This is a genomic window from Streptomyces sp. NPDC022552, from assembly GCF_055561875.1.
In genome coordinates this window covers 186,311-201,860 of sequence record NZ_JBVHGJ010000011.1, presented here as the reverse complement: position 1 = coordinate 201,860, position 15,550 = coordinate 186,311, and the positions used below count along the sequence as shown (strand labels likewise).

Here is a 15,550-nt window from a genome sequence, read left to right as displayed (position 1 = left end):
TCTCAGTGCTCGTACTGGGGGAACGCGTGCAGGTGCATCCGTACGCGGGCGGCGCCCGGTGCGTCGGGGTCGGCTTCCTCGCTGTAGGAGTTGATCAACTCATGGATCTTCGCGTTGAGTTCGCGCAGTCGCTCGGGAGGTAGACGCAGGCTGAAGTCGCTCATGTCGGAGGCGCCGAGCCAGCTCTCGTCCCATTCGTGCCGGGTGCCGAGGTAGGTGTTCAGCTCCTTGGTGTGGATGGTCGCGATCTCGTGGAGGTAGACCTCCACCGCGCCCTGCACCTCGGGGTCCTCGTTCCGGTACAGCGACTCGTCGAAGCTCGTGCCCTGCTGGGACGCCTTCCACCACCGCTCCCGGCCCTTGCCCCGCGTCGGGTCGTCCTCGACGAAGCCGTGTGCGGCGAGCTGGCGGAGGTGGTAGCTGGTCGCCCCGCTGGACTCGCCGAGCCGCTTGCCCAGTTGGGAGGCGGTGGCGGGGCCGTGGTGGCGCAGGGCGCGCAGCAGCTGGATCCGGAGCGGGTGGGCGAGCCCGCGCAGCGAGCGCGGGTCGAGTGTGCGGCTCCGGGGCTTCTCGGGCTCGGGCATGGCACGAGAATAGAGTTGCAAAGGAAGGGTTGCAAGGACTTCTTTGCAACCACTTCTTTGGAACTCGGGGACGGTGTCGTGGGGCTACGCGGGACCGTCCTCCGCGGCCTGTTCCACCAGCGGGATGACCCGCAGCGGTACGGGGTTCTCCATCACGATCGCCGTGGACGCCCGCACGATCCCCTCGAAGCCGACGACCCGGTCGATCACCCGCTGGAGGTCGGCGTTGGAGCGGGCGACCAGCCGGCAGAGCATGTCGCCGTGGCCCGTCGTCGTGTGCAGTTCCAGCACCTCGGGCACGGTCGCCAGATGCTCCCGCACATCCGGCCCCTGCCCCTGCTTGATCTCCAGCGTCGCGAACGCGGTCACCGGATAGCCCAGCGCCGCCGGGTCGACCTGCGGGCCGAAGCCACGGATCACCCCGTTCGCCTGAAGGCGGTCCAGGCGCGCCTGCACCGTGCCGCGCGCCACGCCCAGCCGGCGCGAGGCCTCGAGCACCCCGATCCGCGGTTCCCGCGCGAGCAGCACGATCAGCCGGCCGTCCAGATGATCGATCGCCACAGCGGCCTCCTCATGGTCATCCTGTACAAGTCTTCCGCCCATACTGGCTCGCGGCTGTACACATTGACCAGCTGCCCGGCGAACTATTGCGCAGCTTGCCGATCGGCGGGACTCTGCCGCTATGACTGAGACCATCGATCACACCCCTTCCACGGCGCGGCAGGCCGACCCCTTCCCCGTGAAGGGCATGGACGCGGTCGTCTTCGCCGTCGGCAACGCCAAGCAGGCCGCGCACTACTACTCCACGGCCTTCGGCATGAAGCTCGTCGCCTACTCCGGACCGGAGAACGGCAGCCGGGAGACCGCCAGTTACGTCTTGACGAACGGCGCCGCCCGCTTCGTGTTCACCTCCGTCATCAAGGCGTCCACCGACTGGGGCCGCTTCCTCGTCGAGCACGTCGCCGAGCACGGTGACGGCGTCGTCGACCTGGCGATCGAGGTGCCCGACGCGCGCGCCGCGTACGCCTACGCCGTCGAGCACGGCGCCACCGGCATCACCGAGCCGTACGAGGTGAAGGACGAGAACGGCACCGTCGTCCTCGCCGCCATCGCGACGTACGGCCAGACCCGCCACACCCTCGTCGAGCGCTCCGGCTACGACGGCCCCTACCTGCCGGGCTTCGTCGCCGCCGCCCCGATCGTCGAGCCGCCGGCCAAGCGCACCTTCCAGGCCATCGACCACTGCGTCGGCAACGTCGAGCTCGGCAAGATGAACGACTGGGTCGGCTTCTACAACAAGGTCATGGGCTTCACGAACATGAAGGAGTTCGTGGGCGACGACATCGCGACCGAGTACTCGGCCCTGATGTCGAAGGTCGTCGCGGACGGCACCCTCAAGGTGAAGTTCCCGATCAACGAGCCGGCGATCGCGAAGAAGAAGTCGCAGATCGACGAGTACCTGGAGTTCTACGGCGGCGCGGGCGTCCAGCACATCGCGCTGGCCACCAACGACATCGTCGCGACCGTCCGCTCCATGCGCGCCGCCGGTGTCCAGTTCCTCGACACCCCCGACTCGTACTACGACACGCTCGGCGAGTGGGCCGGCGAGACCCGCGTGCCCGTCGAGACCCTGCGCGAGCTGAAGATCCTCGTCGACCGCGACGAGGACGGCTACCTGCTCCAGATCTTCACCAAGCCGGTCCAGGACCGTCCGACCGTCTTCTTCGAGATGATCGAGCGGCACGGCTCCATGGGCTTCGGCAAGGGCAACTTCAAGGCCCTCTTCGAGGCGATCGAGCGCGAGCAGGAGAAGCGCGGCAACCTGTAGTCCGCGAAGACCGACGGGCCCGGGCGGGTGTCTGCCCCGGGCCCGTCACCGCGAGAAGCCCCCCGGCGACGCCCGGGGCCGGCCGGCGCCGGGCACGCCACGGCGCCCGCGGGGTTGGCGCCGACGCGCGCCCGGCGCGGGTCCGTGCGGGCATTCGCCCCGCTGGGGCGGTGGAGGTTCCCAGAGCTGCCTCTGGGGGCGCCCCCAGCCCTGCGGAACAGTTGCCCACCACCTCGGCGGTTACGGGCTACCTGGACTGCGGCGCTTCGGCCGGGTTCGTGGCCGCAGCCGCCGCAGGCGCCTGCGGCGCTTCCGGCGCTTCCGCCGCCTCCGGCCGCAGTTCCTCCGGGAGTTCGTCCGGCGGGTCGCCCAGCTCCCGCAGCGACTGCCGGGCCTTCGGGGCGAGCAGCGGCGAGAAGTCCGGGTTGATCCGCAGCGCCTCCGCCAGATGGCGCCGGGCCGGACCGTACTCCTGCACGGCCCGCTCGATCTCGCCCCGGTGGTACGAGAAGAGCGCGCTGCGCAGCCCCTCGTCCGTCGCCCTCTTCGCGTAGTCCAGCGCCTCCTTCGGCTCCCCGGCCCGGAAGAGCGCCCATCCCAGCGCGTCCGCCATCTGCACCGACCGGTGCCCGCGCGCCCACTCCGCCTTCAGCAGCCGCACCGCCGCCGCCGGGTCGCCGTGGTCCGCCTCGAACAGGCCGAGGACGACCTCCCCGTCGACCCAGGGCCTCGTCCGCAGCAGCTCGTACTGCGCGTGCGCCTCACCGTCCAGGCCCAGCGACTCGTAGAGTTCGCCCGCCTCCAGGACGTACTCCGGCCGAGGCAGCCGCGCGAGCGCCGCCTGGTGGTCGAGCATCGCCTCGTCCGTACGGTCCAGCGCCGCGAGCGCCCGGGCCCGCCCCGCCAGCGACGGACCGTGATCCCGTACGAGACGCAGAGCCGACCCGTACTGCGTCACCGCCTCCTGCGGCTCGCCCCGCTCCCACGCCAGATCCCCGAGCCGCGCGTACGCCGCCGCCTTCTCCGCGCCGGTCTCCGCCTGCGCCACCGCGTCGATCGCGGCGGCCGCCGCGTCCTCGCGCCAGCCCCGGTTGCGGTACCCCTGCGCCACCCGCGTGCTCACCGCCGCGCCCGAGTGCAGCTTCTCCAGGGAGGCCAGGGCCTGCTGGGCGGCCTTGTAGTCGCCGAGCCCGTTGTACGCGTCGATCAGCACCGGGTACACCGGCCAGCGCTTCGGGGACTTCTCGCGGACCGCCTCGCCCCAGGTCCGCGCCGTCCTCCAGTCGCCCCGCGCGTTGGCCAGGGCGCCGAGCCCCAGCTGTGCGTCGAGGTTCCCGCGCGCGGCCGGCCGTACCTCCAGCGAGCGCTTCAGGGCACGCTCGGCCCGCGGGTAGTACGTGGTGTCACCGAGCCGCGTGCCCCGCTCGGTGTACGCCGCCCCGAGCACGGCCCAGGACTCCTCGTCCTCCGGATGCTTCTTCAGCCACTTCTCACGGTCGCCGATCAGCGCTCCCAGATCGGTCAGCGAGGCCTGCGCCCCCGCGTTCGCCGCGAGCACCGCGCGCTCCGCGGGACCGGGGGCGGGCGGCTTCCCGTCGCCGAACAGACCGGGTGCGAGATCGGGGGCGTACAGCAGCGCCGTCGCCGCGAGCACCGCACCCACCCCCGCGGCCAGGACCGCCCTCGACACGTTCTCCGTCTTCATGCCGCTCACTGTGCGCCTGTACGAAGAGCACACGAAGCGCCCACTCCGGCGGGTTCACACCGATGGCCCCGGGTGCCAGGCTGGACGCATGGACGATCTTCTGACGCGGCTCCACCACGAGCTGCGCGCGGGCCTTCCCGCCGAGGCGCTGATCACCGACCCCGACGTCACCGCCTCCTACGCGAACGACATGGCGAGTTTCTGCCCGGCCGGTACCCCCGCGGCCGTCGTGCTCCCGCGCACCGTCGAGCAGGTCCAGCACGTGATGCGCACCGCGACCGCGCTGCGCGTCCCGGTCGTCCCGCAGGGAGCGCGCACCGGTCTGTCCGGCGCCGCCAACGCCTCCGAGGGCTGCATCGTGCTGTCCCTGGTCAAGATGGACCGGATCCTGGAGATCAACCCGGTCGACCGGATCGCCGTCGTGGAACCCGGCGTGGTCAACGCCGTGCTGTCGCGTGCCGTCAACGAGCACGGTCTGTACTACCCGCCGGACCCCTCCAGCTGGGAGATGTGCACCATCGGCGGCAACATCGGCACCGCGTCCGGCGGACTGTGCTGTGTGAAGTACGGGGTGACGGCGGAGTACGTCCTCGGCCTCGACGTCGTCCTCGCCGACGGACGGCTGCTCTCCACCGGCCGGCGCACCGCCAAGGGTGTCGCCGGATATGACCTGACCCGGCTCTTCGTCGGCTCGGAGGGCAGTCTCGGCATCATCGTCGGCGCGACCCTCGCGCTCCGCCCGCAGCCGCCGCAGCAGCTCGCGCTGGCCGCCGAGTTCCCCTCTTCGGCGGCCGCCTGCGAGGCCGTCTGCGCGATCATGGAGCGCGGCCATACACCGTCTCTGCTGGAGCTGATGGACGGCACCACCATCCGCGCCGTCAACAAGCTGGCGAACATGGGGCTGCCCACCACCACTGAGGCGCTGCTCCTGTGTGCCTTCGACACCCCGGACCCCGCGGCCGATCTGGCGGCCGTCGGCGCGCTGTGCGCGGCGGCCGGGGCCACCGAGGTCGTACCGGCCGAGGACGCGGCCGAGTCCGAACTCCTCCTCCAGGCGCGGCGGCTCTCCCTGACGGCCCTGGAGACGATCAAGTCCGCGACGATGATCGACGACGTCTGCGTGCCGCGGACGAAGCTGGCCGCGATGCTCGACGGCACGGCCGCCATCGCGGAGAAGTACGACCTGACCATCGGCGTCTGCGCGCACGCGGGCGACGGCAACACCCACCCCGTCGTCTGCTTCGACCAGGCGGACGAGGACGAGTCGCGGCGGGCGCGGGAGTCCTTCGACGAGATCATGGCGCTCGGTCTGGAGCTGGGGGGCACGATCACCGGCGAGCACGGCGTCGGCACCCTGAAGAAGGAGTGGCTGGCACGGGAGTTGGGGCCGGTGGGGGTGGAGATGCAACGGGGCATCAAGCGGACCTTCGACCCGCTCGGGATCCTGAACCCCGGAAAGCTGTTCTGACCTCGTCGCTTCCCCGTTCACACCTCACCGTCCTGCGACTCGTCCGAGGGCCACGGGTCGCGCAGCCAGAGGTCGTCGGCGACCGAGGTGGTGGCCAGCAGCTCGGCGAGACCGTCGTCGATGCCGAGCTGCTCCGACTCGGTGCCCGGCGGGACGGCGCGCAGGGTCCGCTCCAGCCATGCCGACACCTGCGCGGAGGGCGCTTCGAGCAGCGCGTCGCCGTCGGGGGAGGAGAGCGCCATCAGGACGACGTCGCGGCCGTCGACCTTCGTGGGCCAGATCCGGACGTCACCGTGGCCGCAGGGCCGGAACACACCCTCGACGAGCAACTCGCGGGCGAACGTCCAGTTGACGGGGTACTCCGAGCCCACGTGGAACGTGATGTGCACGGCGTACGGGTCGTCGGTCCGGTAGGCGAGCCGCGCGGGGACGGGGATGGAGCGCTCGGGGGAGAGCACCAGCTTCAGCTCCAGCTCGCGCTCGACGACGGTGTTCTCGGTGTTCTGCATGGCTGACGTCCTCTCCGGCACGGGGCCCCGGACGGGCCCGCACAGGGAGAGAGCGCGACGGCGGCCCGCCATTACGCGACTTCGGAGAAGTTTTTCCGGGAGATTTTCTCCGGGGTCCGCGGAGGCTTCCACAGGGCATCGAGGGCCTCCTGCGGGGCTCTTCGGCCGGAGACCATCGGCCTGAGCGTGACGGTCAGTGGCGGGTTCTGTGGGTATGTCGCTCGAAGGCGGGTTTCTCGCGGCCTCTTTCTTCTTGTGGCGTGGTTCTTCGTTACTGTCCTCCTTGGGCCTAGGGCCCGAGGTCGTTGAAGCGTCGTCACGGAACGGAGTCGGGGCAGTGGCTACTCCTCCTGGAGCCGGCGGGGAGGTACCGCAGGCCGGGTACTACCCGGACCCGTCCATCCCCGGATACATCCGGTACTGGAACGGGGGAGCCTGGGTGCCCGGGACGAGCCGGCCGGCCCCCCGTGAGGGTGAAATCCCGCCGGCCGCTCCGGTCTCGTCGATGCCCCCGGGTCCGGCGCTGGCTCCGAACCCCGCGCCCGCGCCCGTGGCCTCCTCGCAGGCCCCCGTGCCCGCCGTGGAGGAGACGGGACCCGTCTTCTTCGACGAGGAGCCCGCCGAGACCACGCCCGAGCCCGCCTCGGCGTGGCAGGCGGACGTGTCGCGGCAGACCGGCTTCGGCGGCGACCGGGACCGGAAGGTCTCCTGGGGCGCGCCGGAGGCGGAGTCCGCGGCGAGCGCCGGTCCGGCCGTGGCGCAGGACCCCCGTGTGGCCGCCGCCCGCACCGCGGACCTTGAGCCGAAGCCGGCCGGCCCGCAGGCCCGGTTGGGCGGGATGCCGGTGACCCCGGCGTCGGCCGCCGACCCGACGGGCGGCGCGCTGCCCGGCGTACGGCAGGCGAAGGCGGAGGCGCAGGCTCCCGTGCCGGAGGGCACGATGACGATCCGTGCCCTCCCTCCGCAGGGCACGCCCGCCCCCGCGCAGAACGCCCAGAGTCCGCAGAGCCCGCAGAACTCTCAGGCCGCGGAGGCCCCGCAGGGCACGCGGGACGCGCTCGGACCGCAGGGTCCCCAGGCCCTCAGGACCCCGCAGAGCGGCGGCGCGCAGCCCGCCCAGGCCTCCCGCGCGCCACTTCCGCACGTGCCCGGACAGCCCCAGGCGCAGACCCCCGCCGCCTCCCAGGCCGCCCAGCCCGCTCCCGCCCCCGTCACCGCGGGCCCCGGCGGCGGCGCCCCCTCCTGGCCCCAGCAGGTCCACCAGCTCGCGCAGCCCTCGGCCGCCGCGGCACCGGCGGCCCAGCAGGCACACCCGCAGTCGCCCCAGGCCCCGCGCGCCCAGCAGGCAGCCGAGCACGAGCAGCCGGTCCTCCCCTGGAAGCCGCCCGTCGAGGACCCGTTCCTCCAGGCCGCCCGCGCCCAGGCCGCCGCCCGCCCCGCCGGTCTCGGCAAGCGTCTCGTCGCCCGGCTCATCGACACCCTCGTCCTCGGCGCGCTCGTCGGCGGGGCGTCCTTCCCCTTCGTGACCCAGGCGCTCGACCACATCGACGCCAAGATCGAGGCGGCCAAGCAGACCGGCACCACCGTCCAGGTCTGGCTCCTTGACGGCACCACCTCCCTCAACTTCGGGATCGCGCTCGCCGCCCTCCTCGTCCTCGGCGTCCTGTACGAGGCGTTGCCCACGGCCAAGTGGGGCCGCACGCTCGGCAAGAAGCTCTGCGGGCTCCAGGTGCGGGACATCGAGGCGCACGAGCCGCCGACGTTCGGCGCGGCCCTGCGCCGCTGGCTGGTCTACAGCGTCCTCGGACTCCTCGTCCTCGGGATCCTGAACGTGCTGTGGTGTCTCTTCGACCGCCCCTGGCGCCAGTGCTGGCACGACAAGGCGGCCCACACGTTCGTGGCCGGCTAGCCGCCGCCCGCCGGGGACCCGGACGGCGGTCGCCCGAACGGTCGGCGATTCCTTGCGGGGACCTGCCACGCGGGATGCACTGCCCCCATGAGCAACGACCAGCCGACGCCCGGCCAGCCGCCCGAGGACGACCCGTTCCTCAAGAAGCCGCAAGAGCCCACGCCGCCGTCGGCGGGCTCTCCGTACGGGAGCGGGAGTCAGCCGCCACCCCCCGAAGGGCCGCCGCCGGGCGGCCCTCCTCCCGAGGGTCCGCCTCCGGGGGGTCCGCCGCCCGGGGGCCCGCCACCCGGGTCGCCGTACGACAACACGCCGCCCCCGCCCCCTCCGTACGGCTCGCAGCCCTACGGAGGCGGCTACGGGGGCGCGGATCCGCTGGCCGGGATGCCGCCGCTCGCCGACTCCGGCAAGCGCATCCTGGCCCGGATCATCGACTGGCTGATCGTCGCCATCCCGCTCGCCGTCATCGGTATTCCGTTCAACGTCTACGACCGGGCGACCGACGGGGACGACTTCGGTGACACCATCACCGCGACCAGCACCGGCACCGGTCTCGTCTTCCAGCTCATCACCATCGTGGCGTTCGTCGGCTACGACACCCTGATGGTGGCGAAGGGCGGCCAGACGCTCGGCAAGAAGTGGTTGAAGCTGCGCGTCGCGATGCTCAACGACGGCTCCACACCGCCGATGAACGCCTCGCTGATCCGCGCCGTCGTGCTGTGGCTGCCCGCGCTGATCTGCTGCGCCTGCCTGTGGCCGCTGCTGCTGCTCATCCTGATCCTGGTCGACAAGCCCTACAAGCAGGGTCTGCACGACAAGGCCGCCAAGACCGTGGTGGTGTCGGTCCCGCAGTAGCTACGACGCCGGCGTCACGTACCGATCCGGGTATCGGCTCCCGCACCCACGCGGACGGCCGGTACCCGGATCTCGTCCGTCCGGGGGAGGGGCTGCACGGGTGCCGGGGCGGCCTTGTGGTGCGCGGGCATCGTCACCGCGACCAGCAGCCCGAGAAGGAGCCCGGCGGCGCTGATGACGGCGATCCCGAGCGGGGTCGTCGTACGGGACAGCAGCAGCAGGGCGACGGTCGAGAAGACGACGGTGGCCGAACCGTAGGCGAGCTGTGCGGCGTTCGGACGCGGCATGACGGGTACCGTCCCTCGAAGCATCGGCAGATCGCTCCCCTGGCTGGGGGCCGGGGGACCCCACGCGAGCGACTCTACGACGGTGGATGCCCGAGCGAAACGGGTAGTAAGCGTGACCTAACCCACGGTGTGGGTGCACGGGGGGCGCATGGAGTCATCGATTCCCTCCACGGCCACCTCCGGTGCGCCCGGTTGCCGTTCGGATAGCGGAAATCGACTCCTGCATAGTGCAGTTGGTCTGTTCAAGTCAAGGACTGTCTTTTCTCTCGTAACTCCGGTCGAATGTCGTCACTTGTGACGCGCGACCCCGCCCGCGGACACCCCACCCTCGGTCCGCGCGGTCGCGGGCGCCGGGGAGGAATCATCAAGTGACCAACAGACGACGGGCGATCAGAGCGTCCGCAGTCGTCGTGGCGCTCGCGGCCACCGCCGCCAGCGCCTCGACCTTCGCATTCGCCGACGACAGGGGTCCGGGCGCACCGGCCTCGATCGAGCGCCAGGACCCGGCCCCGGGTGCCGGCGTCGACAAGACGGCGGTCGACCACGACCTCGAGGGCCCGTACAGCAAGCAGCAGGAGCAGCAGCGCAAGGCCGCTCTGGAGCAGGTGCTGAGCGGCGAGAGCAAGGTCGAGCGCCGCGGGGGCTCCCAGGTCGTCAAGCTCGACAGCAAGAAGTACGTCGAGCTGGGCCGTGAGAAGACGGACAAGATCTTCACGATCCTCGTCGAGTTCGGCGACAAGGTGGACAACACCACCCTGGTCGACCGCGCGGACGACGACACGGCCGAGCCGAAGCCGAAGTTCGGTGGCACGCCCGGCCCGCTGCACAACCAGATAGCCCAGCCGGACCGTTCGAAGGACAACTCGACGGCCTGGCAGAAGGACTACAACCAGCAGCACTTCCAGGACCTCTACTTCGGCACCGGCAAGGACAAGAAGGGCCAGCCGAAGGAGTCCCTGAAGACGTACTACGAGAAGACCTCCTCGGGCCGTTACTCGGTCGAGGGTGGTGTCTCGGACTGGGTCAAGGTCGAGTACAACGAGGCCCGTTACGGCTCGAACTACTGCGGCAACAGCAACTGCGCCAACGTCTGGGACGCCGTCCGCGACGGTGTCACCGCGTGGACCGCGGACCAGAAGGCCAAGGGCCGTACCGACGCCCAGATCAAGGCCGACATCGCGCAGTACGACCAGTGGGACCGGTACGACTTCGACGCCGACGGCAACTTCAACGAGGCCGACGGCTACATCGACCACTTCCAGATCGTCCACGCGGGCGAGGACGAGTCGGCGGGCGGCGGCGTCCAGGGCGGCGACGCCCTGTGGGCGCACCGCTGGTACGCGTACGGCACGGACGCGGGCAAGACCGGCCCGGCGAACAACAAGTCCGGCGGCACGCAGGTCGGCACCACCGGCATCTGGGTCGGCGACTACACGATGCAGCCCGAGAACGGCGGCCTCGGCGTCTTCGCCCACGAGTACGGTCACGACCTCGGTCTGCCCGACCTGTACGACACCTCGGGCAAGGCCGGCGCCGAGAACTCGACCGGCTTCTGGTCCCTGATGTCCTCCGGCTCCTGGCTCGGCCGGGGCAAGGACTCCATCGGTGACCTGCCCGGCGACATGAACGCCTGGGACAAGCTGCAGCTCGGCTGGCTCAACTACACCAAGGTGACCAACGAGCAGCGCGGTACGAAGTCCACCCACAAGCTGGGCGTGGCCGAGTACAACACCAAGAACCCCCAGGCGCTCGTCGTCGAGCTGCCGAAGAAGAAGGTCACCACCGATGTCGTCGCGCCCGCCGAGGGTGCCACGCAGTGGTGGAGCGACATGGGTGACGACCTCAAGAACACCCTGACCCGCTCCGTCGACCTGACCGGCAAGTCGAAGGCCGGCCTGGAGCTCAAGGGCTGGTACGACATCGAGCTGGACTACGACTACCTCTACACCGAGGTGTCCACGGACGGCGGCGCCAACTGGACCGCCCTGGACGGCACGGTGGACGGCAAGCCGCTGCCGCGCGACGCGAGCGGCGCCCCGGCGCTGACCGACGTCTCCGGCGCGTACAAGTCGCTCGCCTTCCCGCTCGACGCCTACGCGGGCAAGAAGTTCGACCTCCGCTTCCGCTACCAGACGGACGGCGGCGCCGGCGGCAAGGGCTTCGCGGCCGACGCCATCACGCTGACCGCCGACGGTGCCACCGTCTTCTCGGACAACGTCGAGAACGGCGACAACGGCTGGACGGCGAAGGGCTTCTCGCGGATCGGCAAGGGCTTCACGAAGGAGTACGAGCAGTACTACCTCGCGGAGAACCGCCAGTACGTCTCGTACGACGCGACCCTCAAGGTCGGCCCGTACAACTTCGGGTTCACGGGCGACAAGGCCAGCTGGGTCGAGCACTACCCGTACCAGAACGGTCTGCTCATCTGGCAGTGGGACACGTCGCAGAAGGACAACAACACGGCCGTCCACCCCGGCCAGGGTCTGATCCTTCCGATCGACGCGCACCCGACGCCGCTGAAGAACGCCGACGGCACCCTGATGCGCAACCGCGTCCAGGCGTACGACTCGACGTTCGGCACCTACCGCACCGACGCGATCCGGCTGCACAAGGCGGGCGTGCCGGCGTGGGTGAAGTCGCAGCCCGGCGTCCCGGTCTTCGACGACCGGCGGGGCACGTACTGGTACACCCAGACCGAGCGCGCCGGTGTCCAGGTAACTGACACCAACACCAAGATCGCGGTCGTCAAGGAGCCGAAGGACGGCCAGACGATCACCGTCCAGGTGGGTCCGTCGCAGAAGTAACTGCATCGTCGCAGGTCAAAGCATGATCGGCCGTCGCCCTCTAGCGGGCGGCGGCCGATCGTGTTTAGGTGCCTCTGACCAGTTCTTATTGACAGCAAGCTCACAGGGGGAGTGGTTCCGGCATGCCCGGTGGAGGTTTCTGCAAGTTGCCAGGCGGGAGCGTCGTCGTCGCGATAGGGCTCCCGAGCCCGGCCGGCGACGGGGCCACGGTCCGCTTCCTGGTCCACGCGGCCAACCGCGCCCGCGCCCTGACCCGGCTGCGGAACCTGGGCCTGAGGGCGGTCTACCTCCGCGGCAACGCGGAACCCCCGACCCCCGACGAGATCACCGCCGTCCTGCACCACCCGGACGGCCTCCTGTGGCGCTCCACGACCAGCGCGACCCAGGAGCTGTGGCACTCCATACGGACCCTGCCCACGGCCTCCTAGGCGACGGACCCCGGGACCCGGACCACGGACCCCGGGGCCCGGACCACGGGGCGCGCGTCCGGACCACGGGGCGCGCGTCCCTGTCACGGGGCGCGCGGACCCCGGGGCGGGGCGCGCGGACCCTGGGGCGCGCGCCTAGACCACGGGCTTGCCCGTGAGCTCGACCCCGGCGCCGCGCAGCTCCTCCAGGGCCCGCTCGGTCGTCTCCTTCGCGACGCCCGCCGTGAGGTCCAGGAGGACCTGCGTACGGAAGCCCTCGCGCGCCGAGTCCAGCGCCGTCGCCCGTACGCAGTGGTCCGTGGCGATGCCCACCACGTCGACCTCGGTCACGTCGTGCGACCGCAGCCACTCGGCGAGCGTGACGCCGTTCTCGTCGCGCCCCTCGAAGCCGCTGTACGCCGCCTCGTACGCCCCCTTGTCGAAGACCGCGTCGATCGCCCCGGAGGCGACCGCGGGCGCGAAGTTCGGGTGGAAGCCCACGCCCTCCGTGCCGGCGACGCAGTGCACCGGCCAGGAGGTCACGTAGTCGGGCGTGGCGGAGAAGTGGTCCCCCGGGGCGACATGGTGGTCGCGGGTGGCCACCACGTGCTGGTACGCGGCGCCCGCCGCCTCGCCGACCAGGTCGGTGATGGCGGCGGCGACGTCCGCTCCCCCCGCCACCGCGAGGCTGCCGCCCTCGCAGAAGTCGTTCTGAACGTCCACGACGATCAATGCGCGGTGCATGGCGGGTGTCCTTCGGTGGGCCGGCGGAGGGAACGGAGGGGGTCGAAACGGGGAATGGCATCGAGCCTAGAGACTTCCCCCTCCCTTCGGGAGGGGGCCTCGCAGGGTGTTACACGGACCCGGGCACGGTGTTACACGTATTCCGTCGGCAGCACCGGCTCGCCCCGCGAGAGCTGGATGGCCGACATCGGCAGCCCGGCCCGCGCCGCGATGTGCCGTGCCCTCGCCGCCTCCAGCGGCTCCCGGCCCACGACGTCGCCCCCCTTGACCAGCTCCACGAGCAGCTGACGGTCGGCGAGCTCGGTGGGCACCGGGCCGGTGCCGACCACCTCCGCCTCCGCCACGCCCTCCGCGTCCGTCCTCCGCGCCGCCCACTTGCGGCCGCCGACGGAGGCCTTGCCACCGACCGACTTCTTCGCCACCGCCGTCAGCGGAGCCTTGGGGTCCGCCGACTGGGCCCGGGCGACCAGCTTGTAGACCATCGAGCAGGTCGGGTGGCCGCTGCCGGTGACCAGCTGCGTGCCCACCCCGTAGGCGTCGACCGGCGCCGCCGCCAGCGAGGCGATGGCGTACTCGTCCAGGTCCGAGGTGACCACGATCTTGGTGTTCGTCGCGCCCAGCTCGTCGAGCTGCGCCCGGACCCGGTGCGCCACGAGCAGCAGGTCCCCGGAGTCGATCCGTACGGCTCCGAGCTCCGGACCGGCCACCTCGACGGCGGTACGGACGGCCTCGGCCACGTCGTAGGTGTCGACGAGCAGCGTCGTACCGCGGCCCAGCGTCTCCACCTGGGCCCGGAACGCGTCCCGCTCGCTGTCGTGCAGCAGCGTGAAGGCGTGCGCGGAGGTGCCGACGGTCGGGATGCCGTAGCGGAACCCGGCCGCGAGGTCCGAGGTGGAGTCGAAGCCGCCGACGTAGGCCGCCCGCGCCGAGGCGACGGCCGCCAGCTCGTGGGTGCGCCGGGCACCCATCTCGATCAGGCGCCGCCCGCCGGCCGCGCCCGACATCCGGGAGGCCGCCGCCGCGATGGCCGAGTCGTGGTTGAGGATCGACAGGATCACGGTCTCCAGGAGCACGCACTCGGCGAAGGAGCCCTCGACCCGCAGGATGGGGGAGCCGGGGAAGTACATCTCGCCCTCGGGGTAGCCCCAGATGTCGCCCGAGAAGCGGTAGTTGCCCAGCCACCGGAGCGTCGGCTCGTCGACGATGCCCTGCTCGCGCAGGAAGCCGATGACACCGCCGTCGAAGCGGAAGTTCTCGACGGCGTCCAGGACGCGTCCGACACCGGCTACCACGCCGTAGCGCCGCCCCTCGGGCAGACGACGGGTGAAGACCTCGAAGACGGAGCGCCGGTCGGCGGTGCCGGCCCTGAGGGCCGCCTGCAGCATGGTCAGCTCGTACTGATCGGTGAAGAGCGCGGTCGACGGCACGTCCACCGGCAGCCCAAGGTCCGCAGCGTTCATGTCAGCGATGCTATCGCAGAAATCGTCACTCTGACGATTTCTCGGCGCGCGGGCTGACCCGTTTGTGCGACGCCCCTCCCGAGGTGGCAGCATGGGGTAAGTGAGCGTCGCGCCTATTGAGATCGAACGCACGGAATCGGCTGAAGAGACCTTCGCCGTCGTCGAGCCCGACGTGCCGTGGGTGACTCTCGTCCACAACGATCCGGTCAATCTGATGAGCTATGTGACCTACGTCTTCCAGGCGTACTTCGGTTACTCCAAGGACAAGGCGCACAAGCTGATGCTCGACGTGCACAACAAGGGCCGCGCGGTGGTCTCCAGTGGGACGCGCGAGGAGATGGAGCGGGACGTGCAGGCGATGCACGGCTACGGGCTGTGGGCGACCCTCACCCAGGACCGCGGCTGATGGCCGGACGGTTCGAGGCCCTGCCCGGCGGTGGCGCCGCCGTCGCGCTCGACGAGGTCGAGATCTCCATCCTGCGCTCCCTCGCCGTCCAGCTCGTGGAGCTGATCGGCCCGGGTGACGAGCCCGTGGAGGGCGAGGACCCCCTCGCCGCGCTCTTTGCCGAGGGCCCGAGCGAGGCCCCCAGCGACCCCGCACTCAAACGACTCTTCCCCGACGCGTACGGGGACGAGGACGAGGAGCTGCGCGCGGCCGCCGCCGACTTCCGCCGCTACACCGAGAACGACCTGCGCGCCCGCAAGCGCCAGGACGCCCTCGCGGTGATCCGCAGCCTCGACGGGCTCAGTGCGACCGGCGACGACGAGGTGGTCCTCAAGCTCACCGCCGACGAGTCCCGGGCCTGGCTCGGCGCGCTCAACGACCTGCGGCTGACCATCGGGACCCGTCTTGAGGTCACTGACGAGGACGAGAGCGGGGAGCTGTACCGGCTGCCCGACTCCGACCCGCGCAAGCCGATGGTGATGGCGTACCTCTGGCTGGGCGCCCTTCAGGAGTCACTCGTCGAGACGCTGATGTCCGGGGAGTGATGT

General features: G+C 71.1%; 15 protein-coding genes. 8 read left to right on the top strand and 7 right to left on the bottom strand.

Annotated features, from left to right (window positions below; genetic code table 11):
• Nucleotides 1-2: 2 nt before the first annotated feature.
• Complete coding sequence (locus ACZ3OF_RS26590) at nucleotides 3-584, bottom strand: ArsR/SmtB family transcription factor (RefSeq protein ID WP_361673714.1); 582 nt, start codon at nucleotides 582-584, stop codon at nucleotides 3-5.
• Between the two features lie 84 nt (nucleotides 585-668).
• Nucleotides 669-1,145: an Lrp/AsnC family transcriptional regulator gene (locus ACZ3OF_RS26585; protein WP_361439470.1), complete on the bottom strand. Its 477-nt coding sequence runs from the start codon at nucleotides 1,143-1,145 to the stop codon at nucleotides 669-671.
• Nucleotides 1,146-1,266: 121 nt separating this feature from the next.
• Between ACZ3OF_RS26585 and hppD the strand changes: the two genes are divergently transcribed.
• Entirely contained in the window at nucleotides 1,267-2,412 is a 1,146-nt protein-coding gene (hppD, locus tag ACZ3OF_RS26580; protein ID WP_361673712.1) for a 4-hydroxyphenylpyruvate dioxygenase, read from the top strand.
• 247 nt (nucleotides 2,413-2,659) lie between these two features.
• Here hppD and ACZ3OF_RS26575 read toward each other — a convergent pair whose 3' ends face one another.
• Nucleotides 2,660-4,117 carry a tetratricopeptide repeat protein gene (locus tag ACZ3OF_RS26575; RefSeq protein WP_467307200.1) on the bottom strand — a complete coding sequence of 486 codons (1,458 nt, stop codon included), beginning with the start codon at nucleotides 4,115-4,117 and terminating at the stop codon, nucleotides 2,660-2,662.
• Nucleotides 4,118-4,205: 88 nt separating this feature from the next.
• Here ACZ3OF_RS26575 and ACZ3OF_RS26570 point away from each other — a divergent pair, with 88 nt between their 5' ends.
• Nucleotides 4,206-5,585 carry an FAD-binding oxidoreductase gene (locus tag ACZ3OF_RS26570; RefSeq protein WP_361673708.1) on the top strand — a complete coding sequence of 460 codons (1,380 nt, stop codon included), beginning with the start codon at nucleotides 4,206-4,208 and terminating at the stop codon, nucleotides 5,583-5,585.
• A gap of 17 nt (nucleotides 5,586-5,602) precedes the next feature.
• On the opposite strand, the gene ACZ3OF_RS26565 is transcribed toward ACZ3OF_RS26570, so the two are convergent.
• Entirely contained in the window at nucleotides 5,603-6,094 is a 492-nt protein-coding gene (locus tag ACZ3OF_RS26565) for an SsgA family sporulation/cell division regulator (protein ID WP_361673707.1), read from the bottom strand.
• Nucleotides 6,095-6,431: 337 nt separating this feature from the next.
• On the opposite strand from ACZ3OF_RS26565, the gene ACZ3OF_RS26560 reads away from it, so the two are divergent.
• Nucleotides 6,432-8,003, top strand: coding sequence for an RDD family protein (locus tag ACZ3OF_RS26560; RefSeq protein WP_361673705.1), 1,572 nt, complete (start codon nucleotides 6,432-6,434; stop codon nucleotides 8,001-8,003).
• An 87-nt stretch (nucleotides 8,004-8,090) separates the two neighbouring features.
• Nucleotides 8,091-8,855: an RDD family protein gene (locus tag ACZ3OF_RS26555; protein ID WP_361673703.1), complete on the top strand. Its 765-nt coding sequence runs from the start codon at nucleotides 8,091-8,093 to the stop codon at nucleotides 8,853-8,855.
• A 14-nt stretch (nucleotides 8,856-8,869) separates the two neighbouring features.
• Here the strand turns inward: ACZ3OF_RS26555 and ACZ3OF_RS26550 are convergent, their stop codons facing one another.
• Entirely contained in the window at nucleotides 8,870-9,142 is a 273-nt protein-coding gene (locus ACZ3OF_RS26550) for a hypothetical protein (RefSeq protein WP_361673701.1), read from the bottom strand.
• A 368-nt stretch (nucleotides 9,143-9,510) separates the two neighbouring features.
• On the opposite strand from ACZ3OF_RS26550, the gene ACZ3OF_RS26545 reads away from it, so the two are divergent.
• A complete protein-coding gene (locus tag ACZ3OF_RS26545) occupies nucleotides 9,511-11,946 on the top strand; it encodes an immune inhibitor A domain-containing protein (RefSeq protein WP_361673699.1) in 2,436 nt (811 codons plus the stop codon).
• A 122-nt stretch (nucleotides 11,947-12,068) separates the two neighbouring features.
• Entirely contained in the window at nucleotides 12,069-12,374 is a 306-nt protein-coding gene (locus tag ACZ3OF_RS26540) for a hypothetical protein (protein ID WP_361439488.1), read from the top strand.
• Nucleotides 12,375-12,509: 135 nt separating this feature from the next.
• Here ACZ3OF_RS26540 and ACZ3OF_RS26535 read toward each other — a convergent pair whose 3' ends face one another.
• Nucleotides 12,510-13,097 carry an isochorismatase family protein gene (locus ACZ3OF_RS26535; protein ID WP_361439490.1) on the bottom strand — a complete coding sequence of 196 codons (588 nt, stop codon included), beginning with the start codon at nucleotides 13,095-13,097 and terminating at the stop codon, nucleotides 12,510-12,512.
• 131 nt (nucleotides 13,098-13,228) lie between these two features.
• Nucleotides 13,229-14,557 carry a nicotinate phosphoribosyltransferase gene (locus tag ACZ3OF_RS26530; protein ID WP_467307194.1) on the bottom strand — a complete coding sequence of 443 codons (1,329 nt, stop codon included), beginning with the start codon at nucleotides 14,555-14,557 and terminating at the stop codon, nucleotides 13,229-13,231.
• 100 nt (nucleotides 14,558-14,657) lie between these two features.
• On the opposite strand from ACZ3OF_RS26530, the gene clpS reads away from it, so the two are divergent.
• Nucleotides 14,658-14,963 (top strand): ATP-dependent Clp protease adapter ClpS, encoded by a 306-nt coding sequence (gene clpS / locus ACZ3OF_RS26525; RefSeq protein WP_352187447.1) that lies wholly within the window; start codon nucleotides 14,658-14,660, stop codon nucleotides 14,961-14,963.
• A complete protein-coding gene (locus ACZ3OF_RS26520) occupies nucleotides 14,963-15,547 on the top strand; it encodes a DUF2017 domain-containing protein (RefSeq protein ID WP_361673695.1) in 585 nt (194 codons plus the stop codon). The genes clpS and ACZ3OF_RS26520 overlap by 1 nt, the downstream gene beginning before the upstream one ends.
• Nucleotides 15,548-15,550: the final 3 nt, after the last annotated feature.

Coding starts and splice junctions, on each gene's coding strand:
- ACZ3OF_RS26590 (WP_361673714.1), bottom strand. CDS start 584: ATGCCCGAGCCCGAGAAGCCCCGGAGCCGCACACTCGACCCGCGCTCG.
- hppD (WP_361673712.1), top strand. CDS start 1,267: ATGACTGAGACCATCGATCACACCCCTTCCACGGCGCGGCAGGCCGAC.
- ACZ3OF_RS26575 (WP_467307200.1), bottom strand. CDS start 4,117: ATGAAGACGGAGAACGTGTCGAGGGCGGTCCTGGCCGCGGGGGTGGGT.
- ACZ3OF_RS26570 (WP_361673708.1), top strand. CDS start 4,206: ATGGACGATCTTCTGACGCGGCTCCACCACGAGCTGCGCGCGGGCCTT.
- ACZ3OF_RS26565 (WP_361673707.1), bottom strand. CDS start 6,094: ATGCAGAACACCGAGAACACCGTCGTCGAGCGCGAGCTGGAGCTGAAG.
- ACZ3OF_RS26555 (WP_361673703.1), top strand. CDS start 8,091: ATGAGCAACGACCAGCCGACGCCCGGCCAGCCGCCCGAGGACGACCCG.
- ACZ3OF_RS26550 (WP_361673701.1), bottom strand. CDS start 9,142: ATGCCGCGTCCGAACGCCGCACAGCTCGCCTACGGTTCGGCCACCGTC.
- ACZ3OF_RS26540 (WP_361439488.1), top strand. CDS start 12,069: ATGCCCGGTGGAGGTTTCTGCAAGTTGCCAGGCGGGAGCGTCGTCGTC.
- ACZ3OF_RS26535 (WP_361439490.1), bottom strand. CDS start 13,097: ATGCACCGCGCATTGATCGTCGTGGACGTTCAGAACGACTTCTGCGAG.
- ACZ3OF_RS26530 (WP_467307194.1), bottom strand. CDS start 14,557: ATGAACGCTGCGGACCTTGGGCTGCCGGTGGACGTGCCGTCGACCGCG.
- ACZ3OF_RS26520 (WP_361673695.1), top strand. CDS start 14,963: ATGGCCGGACGGTTCGAGGCCCTGCCCGGCGGTGGCGCCGCCGTCGCG.